The following is a 13,103-nucleotide window of genomic DNA, read 5'->3' as shown; positions in this document are numbered from 1 at the left end:
TCCTATCATATAGCGCTATGACGTCAAACCTTGGTAATGAAATAATTAAATATCTTTTTGATAAATAATTAATTTTTATTTTCAAAAAGTCAATATCAGGCTGTCTTTTGTGGTTTGGCTTAAAATAACTAATCTTTGAAACAATTTAATTATATAATAACTTATTATAAAACGAGGTTATGACTATAATGCAGTGTCGCTATTATCAGCAAAAAAAATGTTTATCATGTAACTGGATCAAGTATTCTTACGCCACCCAACTTCAAGAAAAACAGAGTAATTTATCAGAAAAAATAACGGAGTTTAACCCTAAAGAGGTTAAGCCGCCCGTAGCTAGCTCAGAAGTAGCTTTTCGTAATAAGGCAAAAATGGCCGTACTTGGCACTGTTGAAAAACCGATATTGGGTATGGTAAATGGTAATGAAGCTATTGATCTTTGCGATTGTCCGCTTTATACCACCAGTATGCAAAATATTCTTAAAATAGTACGAACGTACATCCGTAAACAAGGTTTAGTTCCTTATAATATTAATAAGCGAAAAGGGGAATTGAAGTTTGTCATCATTACAGAAAGTACCACCGAAGAAACAAATGGTTTTATGATTCGATTTGTGATGAGATCACACAAGTTTGTTGAGAAAATCAGAAATTCACTTCAACAGCTTCAAAACAAAATTGAAAATTTACAGGTTGTTTCAATAAATATTCAACCTAATCATTCAGCTATTTTAGAAGGTGAAGCAGAAATTGTTCTTACCCAAAATAGTTATTTGAATTTTACATTGAATCACATTCCCCTTTATATTAAAGCTAAAAGCTTTTTTCAAACCAATACCAATATTGCTAAGAATCTTTATCAAACAGCAAGTGATTGGGTAAATAATTTAAAAATAAGCTCCATTTGGGATCTGTTTTGTGGGGTAGGCGGATTTGGTTTACATTTAGTCAATTCTTCAGATAACAAGAATATAGAATTGACGGGAATAGAAATTAGCCAAGATGCAATAGAGTGTGCTTCACGCTCAGCACATGAAATGGGTTTTACTCATCTTACCTTTAAATCATTAGATGCAACCCGGTATAGCATTGGACAACAGAATATACCTGACTTAGTATTACTCAATCCACCCAGAAGAGGGGGAGGTGAAACATTAATGCAATTCTTAGCTCAAGTTAAACCTCATTATATTTTATATTCTAGCTGCAATTTATCATCATTAGTTGAAGATATACGCTTATTATCGGATTACCAACTTAATAAAGTTCAATTATTTGATATGTTTCCTCATACAGCGCATATGGAAGTATTAGTTTTATTGGAAAGAAAAGACGGATAGGGTATGATTAATCGCCTTTACAAATAGTTAACAACTTAATGCTAATTGAGTAATGCCTATAAAACAATAGGGCTACACAGTGCACCCAATAACAATGATTAAAGTTATGACTCTATATTCAATTGATTAACTGATTGATCAAATAACGATTAAACTTTAATCTATCGAACTAATTAATAAAAAATAAATTAAAAAGTTAAAGGAGATTTTTATGGCTGAGTCCAACATTGAGATAGTTCAAAATACAATAAATAGCCTTCATGAATCCGTTTTATCGGTCATATTGTCGACCATTAATTCAAATGGCGATGTCGAAACAAGTTATTCACCTTATTTTTTTGATGGTAAGAATTACTATATACTTATTTCTGATTTAGCCCCACATAGTCAGAATATCAAAGCTAATGCCCATATCTCAGCTTTTATTATTGAAGATGAATCTAAAACGAAGAACATTTATGCTCGTAAACGTTTAAGCTTTCAAGCCACTGCTAACATGATTGAAAAAGATTCCGAATTGTTTAATGCTATTATTGAGCAATTTGCTTTGCGAGTCAGTAAAATGGTTTATATGTTGTCAGAAATGAAAGACTTTAACTTATTTAAAATTTCACCAATGCAAGGCAGACTGGTTATTGGATTTGGTAAAACCTATCAAATCGATCATCAAACTAATAGTATAATACAAGTTGATGAAAGCTATATTGCCAATCAAAAAGCACAACAACAGAGTTAAAACTTTGTTAAATTGATGATATCTAATTGTTTTACATTAAAAGGAATGCGGATGATTACCCATTCCTATCCATGAAATAGACAAGATTATTAAATGTCGATTCATGACCTAACTATCAATAATAAATAGTATTATTGAGTGTTTTCATCTTTGAAATCAGTTCTAATCTGATAAAGCATGAGTGAAAAGCCAAAATTACCAATAGAAGCTTGTAAATTATGATAATATTGAATATATAAAACTCAATTTAGGATAAATAAAGATTATGATACCTGATGTTTCTAAAGCACTTAATTGGTTAGAAAAACATTATACTATCTTACAAGGTATTCAACGTGGACTGGAACGAGAGACCTTACGAATTTTACCCGATGGTTCTTTATCTAAAACGCCTTTTCCCAATAAAATTGGTTCAGCCTTAACACACCCTTGGATCACAACTGATTTTGCTGAGTCGATGCTTGAATTTATAACACCGGTCAATACGAACATTGATTATATGCTCACGTTTTTGCGAGATTTACATCGTTATGCCAGTATTAATATTGGTGATGAAATGATGTGGCCACTCAGTATGCCGTGTTTTGTTGCGAAAGAAGACGATATTATTTTAGCGCAATATGGTTCTTCAAACGAAGGGCGTTTAAAAACACTGTATCGTGAGGGATTAAAAAACCGTTATGGTGCAATGATGCAAACTATTTCAGGTGTCCATTATAATTTTTCTTTACCGACAGCATTTTGGCAAGCAAGAGACGGGGTAAAAAATACTGAAGAGGGTAAAGACGTTATTTCAGAAGGCTATTTCACTTTAATTCGTAACTATTATCGCTTTGGTTGGGTAATCCCGTATCTTTTTGGTGCATCACCATCAATGTGCTCTTCATTTATCCAAGATCCCGAAAAAGCGAAAGCATTCATTGAACAAACTAACGGCAACTGTTATTTACCTTATGCCACATCTTTAAGGCTTAGCGATATTGGTTATACCAATAATGCTCAAAAGCAATTGGGTATCACTTTTAATCATTTGAATACTTATGTCGAGGGATTAAAACGCGCAACTAAAACACAATCCCCCGAATTTAGTCGCTTAGGCATTAAAGTTGATGGTCAGTATCGTCAATTAAATGATAAAGTCTTACAAATTGAAAATGAGTTTTATGCACCGATTCGTCCTAAACGTGTTCCTAGGGCAGGGGAATCTCCTTCAGATGCATTGCTACGTGGTGGAATTGAGTATATCGAAGTAAGAGCTTTAGATGTTAATCCATTTTCACCAATCGGTATTACAGAAGAACAGATCCGATTTATCGATTTATTTTTAATTTGGTGTGCATTAGCACCGGCACCTGAAATGAGCAGTCAAGAGCTAGAGTGCGCAAAATTAAACTGGAATCGAGTTATTTTAGAAGGTCGGAAACCGGGGATTGAAATAACAATGGGGTGTGGAAGTTATCATGAACCAATGGCCAAAGTAGGTCATCAATTATTTAAGGATTTACTACGTGTTGCTGATGTTTTAGATCATCATGATGAAAAACAGCACTACCGTAAGGTTTGTGAGCGACTTGATGTTATGTTTGATTATCCAGAATTAACTTTATCAGCAAGAACATTACAGGCGATAAGTGATTTGGGAACAGCTAAATTTGGTTTAGCTTTAGCAAGTCAATATAAAAAACAGTTATTGTCAGAACCTTTAGCCGTGTTAACCGATAATGATTTTGTTCAACAGCGCTATATTTCACTCGAAAAACAGAAAAAATTAGAAGAAAATGATAAAGTATCGTTTGATGAATATTTAGCTCAACAAAATAAATAGTTAATATGTTTAAACATCGAGATTATACATTACGATATCGGGCAAATAATGAAGTAGAAATTATTTTGCCCAATAGTCAATTGATAGTAAATAAACCATTAATTGATAAAACTACTTTTACAATTATGGTTTGGAATATTTTTAAACAAAAAAGAGCCGACTGTATTCAAATTTTAGAACATTATGCAGATGAAACTAAATTGATATTATTACAAGAAGCGCAAACCACACCACAATTATTGAACTTTATTACCCAACAAAATAAGATAGCAGACCATGTGCCCGCTTACTGCTTCAATAATATTTATGCTGGTGTGATGACAATTACAGATACATTACCTATCTCTATCTATTCATTTAGAGAAAAAGAACCCCTTATTCGCGTTCCAAAATCCGCTTTAATCACGATATATCCTATTTATAACTCAACTCAACAATTGCTGGTTGCGAACATTCATGCCGTTAACTTTAGTATTGGTGTGAAAAGTTATCGGCAACAAATGCATATGCTATTAAATCGAATCAAGGAGCATAATGGACCGGTGATCTTAGCGGGTGATTTCAATGCTTGGAGTCAACAGCGGTTAAATCTTTTATATCATTTAGTAAGTACAATCGACCTCAAACCGGTGAATTTTTCAATTGATATTCGAAAAACATTTATGGGAAGACCATTAGATTTTATATTTTATCGAGGATTACAATTAGATACAGCAAAAATAATTAGTACTTCGGCATCTGATCATAATCCTTTATTGGTCAAATTTAGATTGGATTTGCAAGATTAATGGTTAATACATCACCTTCTTTGATATCCTGATCGGTCAAATTATTCCAAGTTAAAATATCTGTAATTTTAACACGATAATTTTTAGCTATAGTTACTAAATCATCACCTGCTTTAACTTGATAAGTGATCTGTTTATTGGATTTAGTATGAAGCGTTTTATTCTTATTATTTATTCCACTTGACACTTCGGACTTGATTGCTACTGTTTTGACTTCCAAAGGCATAGTGTTATGAGGCACATCTTGTAAAAGTTCTGTGATTTCGGCTGAAACAAGATTTTGTGCTTGTAGCTTTTTATGTAAATCTTCCGCATAAGAATACGGAACCAGTAAATGGAATGGTCCACTTACAGTTTGTTGTAAATAGCCTGCATTAAAACTTTTTAAGTCGTTAATTGGTATCCCGGTATATTGAGCAATTTTAGCTAATGAAATATTTTTAGACATATCAATTCTAACTAATGAGTTTTCATAGTTACAATCGGGTAATTTAATACCGTAACGTTCACTATTTTTTACAATATCAATAATGGCTAAAATCTTTGGTACATAGTGTCGGGTTTCAGTTGGTAAATCCAGCGCCCAATAATTTGTTGGTAAACCATTTGCTTTATTTTGTGCAATTGCTTTTCTAATGCGACCTTCGCCAGCATTATAAGCAGCAAGAGTTAATAACCAATCCCCTTTAAAACGACCGTTCAGATCTTTTAACAGCGTTATCGCTGAATTTGTTGATGCAATTAGATCACGTCTTGGATCAAATGAGTGACTTTTATTGAGACCATATTCTCTGGCCGTTATGGGTACAATCTGCCATAAACCGGCAGCTTTACCAGCCGATGTTGCTAACGGATCGTAGGCACTTTCAATCAGTGGAATTAAAGCTAATTCTACCGGTAAATTATTTTGACGTAGTTGATCCATTATGTAATATACATAAGGCTCAGAACGAAGCGCTGTAGTTTCAAAAGCTTTAGGGTTGCGTAATAAAAGCGCTCTTTCTTCTTTAATACGATTATTTTCAGGGACTTTCACATTCAGTTGGCTTATCATATAATGCCAAGGATTTTGAGTAATTAATTTATTATTAATTCCACTACTTTTTAAAAGTCCGCTGGTAACGATTGATTCTGAGTTATGTGCTGGATAGACACTACTATTATATTGAGATTGATGGTTTTGGCATGCAACCAAAAACGAACATAATGCTGTGAATATAAATAACTTTTTCATTACCTTAAAACATTAAACATTTATTAAAACCGTATATTATACCTAAAAAATATCCTTTTGGCTTCTAAAAAAAACAAATAAATCTAACTCATTGTTAAAATTTAATTTATTTTGTATGTTTTTTTCTTTACATCGTAGAAAAACATTAATTTGTTTTTCATTTCTTAAAGTAGATGGTAAAGTAATTGATTTATCGGAAATTAAATCATAATAGGCACTAATTTTAGTATCATTTGGTAACATATTGAGTGCAAAATCAAGATTAGATTTGGTATATTCATGACCAGCACAGACTAGGGTATCATCAGGTAATTGGGCTAATTTGTTAAGTGAATTTAGCATTTGCTGATAAGTACCTTCAAATACACGTCCACAACCAGCCGATAACAGCGTATCGCCACAAAAAAGATAAGGCTGACAATAGTAAGCCAAATGACCCAATGTATGACCTGGTACAGGAATTATCTCAAATTTAAAATCGGCAATAATTAATTTATCCCTATTTTCTACATATTGAATAGGTAAAGGAATCTCTTTGGGCCCATATACCTCAATAGAATTAAAATCATTTTGTAGTTTTACCACACCGCCAATGTGATCTATATGGTGATGAGTAAGCAAAATTGCAAGGGGTGTTAAATTATGTAGATGTAGATAGTTATAAACAGGTTCGGCTGCCCCTGGATCAATGATAATAACTTGTTTAGCATTATTTTCTAATAACCAGACATAATTGTCTTTTAAAACGGGGATTATGTGTAATTTATACATAAATGAAATCCATGCTATTAAGTGACATTTGATAACTATAATGGGTTGGTCTCATGTGAAATAATAGGGTTTAAAACTTATTACGCTGAATTTGATTCTTCAAAAAAAGTATCCACTAAAGTAGGGGACTCAGCTTTAGATTTGGCTATGATATCACATTGTTCATTTTCAGGATGCCCTGCATGGCCTTTAACCCAAATCCAATCGATTTTATGTGTTTGTACCGCTTTATCAAGCCGCATCCATAAATCAACATTTTTGACAGATTTGTTATTTGCGGTTTTCCATCCATTTTTTTTCCAGGTATAAATCCATTTTGAAATGCCATTTTTCAAATATTGGCTATCAGAATAGAGATCAATTTGACAAGGCTCTTTTAATTTTTCTAAAGCGACAATTGCAGCTAATAACTCCATTCGATTATTAGTTGTATTAAAATATCCTTCTGCTAATATTTTTTCATTGTGCTTATATCTTAAAATGGCAGCATATCCGCCAGGCCCAGGGTTTCCAAGACAAGAACCATCTGTGTATATTCTGATTTGTTTTAACATTTTTGCAAACTTTTCGGCAAACTAGGTTGATAACTCCCAAAATGTAACACAATTTAAAAATGGTAAGCAAATCTGAAGATTCTGCTTCCAATAGCGGGTAGGTATCAACATTAATAGTATTTAATGGTAAACTATATCACTAATTCGTAGTTTTCCCAATGTTTGATATAAAGAGAATAACGTGATAACTCATTCTACTCGCCAAATTGTACTCGATACAGAAACAACAGGTATGAATCAAGATGGAAATAATCATTATGAAGGACATAAGATTATTGAAATTGGTGCTGTTGAAATCATCAATCGCCGTTTAACAGGCAATCATTTTCATGTCTATATTAATCCAGAACGCTTAATTGATGAAGAAGCGTTTAAAGTTCATGGTATAAGCAATGAAGCTGTTAAAGATAAACCCATATTCAAAAATATTGCCCATGATTTTATTAAGTTTATTGATGGTGCTGAATTAATTATCCATAATGCATCGTTTGATGTCGGGTTTATGGATTATGAGTTTCGTCTTTGTGGTTTAGATTATAAAACTGCTGATCACTGTATTGTTACCGATACTTTAGCAATGGCAAGACGCCTGTTCCCAGGCAAACGTAATAATTTAGATGTGCTTTGTGAACGCTACCAAATTGATAATTCTCATCGTACACTTCATGGCGCATTACTGGATGCTGAGATTTTAGCTGAAGTATATTTAGCTATGACGGGGGGACAAACGACATTATCCTTTAATATGGATGAACATAGTCTAGCTAATGGTGAAAACAGCAATACTCTTCAAAGAATAGAGCGAGGATCGACCCCTTTAAAAGTCATAAAAGCCTCAGAATATGAACTTTCAGAACATGAAACTGTTTTATCAAAAATTGATAAAAAAAGTGGCGGAGCATTATGGCGTGCCAGTAAATGATTGTTTTCTATTCAATTGGTTGCATATTTTAAAATATCTATTGACGTCATCGAAAATAATCTTTAATATCACGCCTACTTCAGCAGTGATGCCTTGAAGTAGTCTAAAAAGCGGAGCGGTAGTTCAGTTGGTTAGAATACCTGCCTGTCACGCAGGGGGTCGCGGGTTCGAGCCCCGTCCGTTCCGCCAATTTAATCAGTTTTCCCATAATGTTTTTGTTCCAATCCTCTATATAAAATCAATAGTTATTTATTTATAATTCGCCTTTTTGAATTTTAATCAAATAATTGAGTGCTTCTTCGTTATTTTGTAATCCATGATAAAAACAGGCATCCCAATTATTGGGTGTTCCGCCATTATTCTCGTAAATTAATTGGATTTCATATAATTTTTTTATGATGTCTTCTAAATTAATTGCGTTTTTTATATATATCTTTGGTGATTCACATAATTTTGTCCATAAATAAGAGAAATGATTCTTGATTCCTGAAGGGATGACAATATTCTTGATGTGCCATTCAACTATAATTTTTTCTTCATCTTTTACATCTATGGCTATAGGAGTGATTAACGGTGCTCGCCAGTCTGGTTTAAAGTGAGATGACATGATTCTTTTTTCAATAAATTTATCAAAATAAGGGTGAATAGGCCTTTCATGTAATATATCTCCTTTTATTTTTAATGATCGTTCCTTATTGCATCTATCACAAGCAGGTATCAGGTTCTTGGAAAAAAAAGAGTATTCTGGAAAGATTGATTTAGGTAAATAATGATCGATTGTTCCATTGCCATGTCTCCCACACATTGGGCATGCACCTTGAATACTTTCTCTCAGCGATTTAATGAATTTAAGTGCTTGTGGCGGGTTATCATATAAAAGATTCATGTGTTGTTTAAATGCCGATAATGAAGGTATTGTTTCTTCTGACAATGAATTAATAAACCAAGGGTTACCATTATGCTTATCATAATGTTCGTAAGATTTTTTAATAATATCGATATAAGATGAAATAAACCGAATATGTTTTCCTTTTCGATTTTTTTGACAAAGTTCATCTAATTGACAGCTATCAATAATTTCTGCGCTATTATATTGTGGAAAATTTAATTTTCTCATATTAATATTCCATATTATTCCTTAGCTGTAAGAGGGCATCTGGACTTATTTCACCAATATACTTATCGAGAATTTCATCGAAGGTTAAATCATCTTTAATGTTATCAACTAATTCATTGTATAGATGGATTAACAGATCATCGCCAAAGATTTCATTTGAGATGCTGGTCACATTAGCGCCTAATGTTTGCATTCGCGGCTGCTTAATTTTGAAATCTACTTCGTCCTTTTCAATAATATGAACTTGTGCACTTTGTACTTCTCTGACAATGTAAGGAGAATGAGTAGCGATTATAGCGATGGATTTTGTGGTCTCTAATACATTATTAAGAATTCTCATAAATTGAGAAATAAGGTTAGGATGTAAAAAAGTTTCTGGTTCATCAATAAGCAGTACTGATGCCGGTCCGACATTGGCAAAAACGTTTAAAATGAAACGGATAAATGTTGATTGTCCTAAACTTGGATGATATTTTTCGTCATTTTTATATATAACGAGATTTTTTTCTCGGTCAATCGTCGCTATCCTATCAAGCCAACGTTGCTCACCATTGTATCGGGCAAAGTTTTTTATTGCGATTTCGTGGTGTTGATCTAGGTTAGCCGAATGATCCACTAAAAGTGGAACTTTTATTGTTAAATCATAAAATTCTTGGGAAATGATATTACATAATTCGGATATTCTATTGTTTCTTAACACATCTACCAATAAATGATTGTCTGTTTTTTCATTAAAAACCCTGTCGTTCTGAATATTAGGATCTAGCTGTGAAATAGAAACACTAGGATTATTGATAAGTTCTTTGTCAATTGAATTAAGTGTTGCATGATGAGCAAACAAAATAACTTGGTTAAAGTCAAGTTGTGGAACAATTGAGATATGTTTTGATTGCCTATCAGCAAGCGCTTTAACGAGTTCTGTCAGTATCGTTGTTTTTCCACATCCATTTTGACCTATTATGGTCGCAATGCGACCCCGTAATTTATTCTGATTGGTAAATTTAAATTCGAGTTGAAGAGAATCTAAATTTTTAAACGTAATGTTGAAGGTTTGTTTAGAGTCCGCATTTTCAATGACTTTACCTTGTATAATAGAATATCCATGCCGATAAGCAAAATACGCCTCACTCGTTCTAAGCATAGCTCTACTATACACATCGGTTTTATAAAAATCATCCCACTTTGGTATTCTAGAAGGTTTATCCACATATAAACAAATATCATTTATTTCTTCCAGAATGTTTATTGCTCTTTCAAAACCAATTAATCGGCTGATGGCGCTATAAGATTTTTGATTTGTGAATAAATGAGCAAAAGCTAAATCTATCGAAAAAAGATTTACAAATTTCTCTTTTTTTAGAATTGTAGAAACATACTTATAAGTATTATCTTGATCTTTGAAAGCAAATTTTGAATCAAACCATTCAATTGAATTATCATTTAATCGAATACCTATTTCTGTCGCTAATTGGTATCCAAAATCATTCCAATAACTATCTATTGGTTTTATAAAAACCGATCCTTCTGTTAAAAATTTTGTCGAACAATCAGGAGAACAAAGAAGTATAGTTAACTTTTCCTTTTTTTCCATATTAAAACTGATCCAAAACTAAAATTACCTAAATATGTAATTGTTTTTATATAACACATTTAACATAAATGCAAAGAAAAATGTAATTTAATCAATATGAAAAAATCGTGTTTCATAACATTTTTTTCTTTTAAAACTCTGTTATATACTTAAGTTGTCACACAATGAATAATTTACCCTAACTTTAGGCGTAATGATTAAGTTTTTTGGAATATTGAATTCATGCTTTGTTATTCGCAATCAAAATTTTAATAATTATCTATAAGTATACTTAGTTATGTTAAAAAAATGGTTATTTATTATTATAGGTAGTGTTTCATTTTTGCTGGGAACGGTAGGCATTTTCGTGCCACTTTTGCCAACAGTACCATTCTATTTGTTAACCGCATATTTGTGGCTTAATAGTTCAGATCGTCTTTATCGCTGTTTTACTCAAAGTCATTATTATCAAACTTATATACAAAAGATGCTTATTGAGAAAAAAGCATCTAAAAAAAGTTTGTTTAAAATGCTAGCTATGGTTTTTATCGCATTGTTCATCCCATTTATTTTCATTCATTCCTTGCATGTGCGTATTATTTTAGTAATCGTTTTTTTAGCGCATATTGTTATTGGCTTTTATTATTTTAGAAAAAAGAAAATTTAAAGAGAAAAGAAACGTAATTACAGGGTAAGTTACCCTGTAACAATTATAAATATTGCGAATAATCTAGTTCAGACTTTTCTTAATCTCTATAGCAAGTAACGGATTCCACATGGCTCCTGTCGCACTCATCACAGCATCAGCACCGTTTTTAATGAATTGGTGATAATGTTCACTGTTGCTAACTCCACCAACACCTATAATGGTAAATTTTAAATCCATTTGTTGACGATATTTATCAAGGCGACTCACCATATCTAATCCAGCCCAACGTATGGCATCGCCACAAATTCCACCTTCCTTTCTATTTTCTCCTAAAGCTGGCTGACCATTTGCGTTAACAGGTTTGGCTGATAAGGTATTAATAGCACTTAATCCATCAATTATCGATCCGACTTTAGTAAGTAATGAAATAATTTTTTCATCATCCGGAAAATAGGCTAGTTTCAATATAAGTGGACGATCGGGAACTGCATTTTTAATTTCATTTACAATGCGTTCTACTTTATCAACATCAAAACAGAGTAATTTACTCGCTCCTTCATTTGGGCAACTCAAGTTTGCTTCAAGAATTGGGGCATTAGTTTCTCTTACTAATTTAGCGGCTAACGCATAATCTTTTTCAATTTCGCCATGTCCTTGTGTTCCTTGAAAGCTACCAATAACATATTGACCTTGACCAGCGGCTTTTACCGCATCAGCCATATCAGGTTGCCAAACATCGGGAGCAAGAGAAGGAACACCAAACGAATTGGTAATTGATAGCGGTTGAGTATAATTTGTATCTGCTAAGACAGTATCAAGATTACTGGATAATTTACCGTTAGTATGAACAGATAGCACATTCGGCAATGGATGACATTTGTGAAATCTTGTTCTTACAGTTTTATAGACGCATAAGTCAAATCCATACGCAAATGCAGCTTTAATATAATTGGCATTTAGAAGGGGACCGGCAGGCATTCCAAATGGTAAATTAACATCAAGATTGAGAAATTGACTGGTTTGGGTTGCGACATGTTCAACGTGACTTAATTGTGTAAAAAGCCCAAAAGGACCGTTTGCATAATTATCTTCATAACTGATAGTGGGATCGTAAAAGGGCGTTAAAGATTTCATAATATCTCCTGTGATGAGCACTTAAAAAAATTCTGAGGAAAGAGGGGTAAATTTTTGATAAAAAAAATCCTCCATAAAGGAGGATCAATAAATTGAATTAAAAAAGAGTGATACTTAATTTTGGATAATAATTTTTCTTTTTTCACTCTAATCATTCTTAGGTTCTCTTGTACAAACTTGCATGCATTCTAGCTTAATCTATTCAAACTTCAAGCCAATTATAATGATAAATATGTAACTAAATGAAATAGTTGCAGTGTTTTTTTTTAGATTTTATCGTTGCAATATGACTATCTTGAAAACTGTTTTGCTTACTTAAGCTACAATGTTATTTGTTTAGATAAACAAATAGCACATAATACTTTAAAAAATATATAAAAATTTTTGTCTAAAAAATAATACATCGGTACATTAATAGTCTGTTTCGAAGTGGAGAATGATTATAAGTAATGCTATTATTAACAAC

General features: G+C 32.4%; 12 protein-coding genes and 1 tRNA gene. 7 read left to right on the top strand and 6 right to left on the bottom strand.

Annotation, left to right across the window (positions count from 1 at the left end; translation table 11 throughout):
* Positions 1-188 precede the first annotated feature (188 nt).
* The 4 genes from rlmC to ACGH6R_RS00510 all read left to right on the top strand — a co-directional run bounded on the left by rlmC (position 189) and on the right by ACGH6R_RS00510 (position 4,686).
* On the top strand, positions 189-1,337 hold the full coding sequence (gene rlmC, locus ACGH6R_RS00525; protein WP_411598589.1) for a 23S rRNA (uracil(747)-C(5))-methyltransferase RlmC: 1,149 nt from the start codon (positions 189-191) through the stop codon (positions 1,335-1,337).
* Positions 1,338-1,548: 211 nt separating this feature from the next.
* Positions 1,549-2,073, top strand: coding sequence for a HugZ family protein (locus ACGH6R_RS00520; RefSeq protein ID WP_411598588.1), 525 nt, complete (start codon positions 1,549-1,551; stop codon positions 2,071-2,073).
* 265 nt (positions 2,074-2,338) lie between these two features.
* Positions 2,339-3,898 (top strand): glutamate--cysteine ligase, encoded by a 1,560-nt coding sequence (gene gshA / locus ACGH6R_RS00515; RefSeq protein ID WP_267359739.1) that lies wholly within the window; start codon positions 2,339-2,341, stop codon positions 3,896-3,898.
* Between the two features lie 5 nt (positions 3,899-3,903).
* Complete coding sequence (locus ACGH6R_RS00510; protein ID WP_411598587.1) at positions 3,904-4,686, top strand: endonuclease/exonuclease/phosphatase family protein; 783 nt, start codon at positions 3,904-3,906, stop codon at positions 4,684-4,686.
* Here the strand turns inward: ACGH6R_RS00510 and ACGH6R_RS00505 are convergent.
* The 3 genes from ACGH6R_RS00505 to rnhA all read right to left on the bottom strand — a co-directional run bounded on the left by ACGH6R_RS00505 (position 4,664) and on the right by rnhA (position 7,245).
* Positions 4,664-5,920, bottom strand: a complete 1,257-nt coding sequence (locus tag ACGH6R_RS00505; protein ID WP_411598586.1) for a transglycosylase SLT domain-containing protein — start codon at positions 5,918-5,920, stop codon at positions 4,664-4,666. The genes ACGH6R_RS00510 and ACGH6R_RS00505 overlap by 23 nt on opposite strands.
* Before the next feature lie 42 nt (positions 5,921-5,962).
* On the bottom strand, positions 5,963-6,691 hold the full coding sequence (gene gloB, locus ACGH6R_RS00500) for a hydroxyacylglutathione hydrolase (RefSeq protein ID WP_267378695.1): 729 nt from the start codon (positions 6,689-6,691) through the stop codon (positions 5,963-5,965).
* 80 nt (positions 6,692-6,771) lie between these two features.
* Positions 6,772-7,245 carry a ribonuclease HI gene (gene rnhA, locus ACGH6R_RS00495; protein WP_267350932.1) on the bottom strand — a complete coding sequence of 158 codons (474 nt, stop codon included), beginning with the start codon at positions 7,243-7,245 and terminating at the stop codon, positions 6,772-6,774.
* A gap of 181 nt (positions 7,246-7,426) precedes the next feature.
* Here rnhA and dnaQ point away from each other — a divergent pair, with 181 nt between their 5' ends.
* Together dnaQ and ACGH6R_RS00485 are read left to right on the top strand one after the other, a co-directional pair.
* Complete coding sequence (dnaQ, locus tag ACGH6R_RS00490; RefSeq protein ID WP_267350934.1) at positions 7,427-8,167, top strand: DNA polymerase III subunit epsilon; 741 nt, start codon at positions 7,427-7,429, stop codon at positions 8,165-8,167.
* 112 nt (positions 8,168-8,279) lie between these two features.
* A tRNA-Asp gene (locus ACGH6R_RS00485) sits at positions 8,280-8,356 on the top strand.
* Positions 8,357-8,420: 64 nt separating this feature from the next.
* On the opposite strand, the gene ACGH6R_RS00480 is transcribed toward ACGH6R_RS00485, so the two are convergent.
* The gene (locus ACGH6R_RS00480) at positions 8,421-9,284 is read right to left on the bottom strand and encodes an HNH endonuclease (protein ID WP_267378698.1); all 864 of its coding nucleotides are present in this window, start codon (positions 9,282-9,284) and stop codon (positions 8,421-8,423) included.
* Between the two features lies 1 nt (position 9,285).
* Positions 9,286-10,875: an ATP-dependent nuclease gene (locus tag ACGH6R_RS00475; protein WP_267350937.1), complete on the bottom strand. Its 1,590-nt coding sequence runs from the start codon at positions 10,873-10,875 to the stop codon at positions 9,286-9,288.
* 277 nt (positions 10,876-11,152) lie between these two features.
* On the opposite strand from ACGH6R_RS00475, the gene ACGH6R_RS00470 reads away from it, so the two are divergent.
* Complete coding sequence (locus ACGH6R_RS00470; RefSeq protein WP_267359753.1) at positions 11,153-11,521, top strand: YbaN family protein; 369 nt, start codon at positions 11,153-11,155, stop codon at positions 11,519-11,521.
* 63 nt (positions 11,522-11,584) lie between these two features.
* On the opposite strand, the gene ACGH6R_RS00465 is transcribed toward ACGH6R_RS00470, so the two are convergent.
* Positions 11,585-12,637 (bottom strand): dihydroorotate oxidase, encoded by a 1,053-nt coding sequence (locus tag ACGH6R_RS00465; protein ID WP_411598585.1) that lies wholly within the window; start codon positions 12,635-12,637, stop codon positions 11,585-11,587.
* Positions 12,638-13,103: the final 466 nt, after the last annotated feature.

The sequence above is a fragment of the Gilliamella sp. CG13 genome (assembly GCF_046635805.1).
Classification (GTDB): Bacteria; Pseudomonadota; Gammaproteobacteria; order Enterobacterales; family Orbaceae; genus Gilliamella; species Gilliamella apicola_I.
Note: the sequence above shows the minus strand (reverse complement) of the source record. Positions and strands in the feature narration are given on the sequence as shown.

Excerpts from the sequence above, each read along its gene's own strand:
- rlmC (WP_411598589.1), top strand. The coding sequence starts at position 189 with ATGCAGTGTCGCTATTATCAGCAAAAAAAATGTTTATCATGTAACTGG.
- ACGH6R_RS00520 (WP_411598588.1), top strand. The coding sequence starts at position 1,549 with ATGGCTGAGTCCAACATTGAGATAGTTCAAAATACAATAAATAGCCTT.
- gshA (WP_267359739.1), top strand. The coding sequence starts at position 2,339 with ATGATACCTGATGTTTCTAAAGCACTTAATTGGTTAGAAAAACATTAT.
- ACGH6R_RS00510 (WP_411598587.1), top strand. The coding sequence starts at position 3,904 with ATGTTTAAACATCGAGATTATACATTACGATATCGGGCAAATAATGAA.
- ACGH6R_RS00505 (WP_411598586.1), bottom strand. The coding sequence starts at position 5,920 with ATGAAAAAGTTATTTATATTCACAGCATTATGTTCGTTTTTGGTTGCA.
- gloB (WP_267378695.1), bottom strand. The coding sequence starts at position 6,691 with ATGTATAAATTACACATAATCCCCGTTTTAAAAGACAATTATGTCTGG.
- rnhA (WP_267350932.1), bottom strand. The coding sequence starts at position 7,245 with ATGTTAAAACAAATCAGAATATACACAGATGGTTCTTGTCTTGGAAAC.
- ACGH6R_RS00480 (WP_267378698.1), bottom strand. The coding sequence starts at position 9,284 with ATGAGAAAATTAAATTTTCCACAATATAATAGCGCAGAAATTATTGAT.
- ACGH6R_RS00475 (WP_267350937.1), bottom strand. The coding sequence starts at position 10,875 with ATGGAAAAAAAGGAAAAGTTAACTATACTTCTTTGTTCTCCTGATTGT.
- ACGH6R_RS00470 (WP_267359753.1), top strand. The coding sequence starts at position 11,153 with ATGTTAAAAAAATGGTTATTTATTATTATAGGTAGTGTTTCATTTTTG.
- ACGH6R_RS00465 (WP_411598585.1), bottom strand. The coding sequence starts at position 12,637 with ATGAAATCTTTAACGCCCTTTTACGATCCCACTATCAGTTATGAAGAT.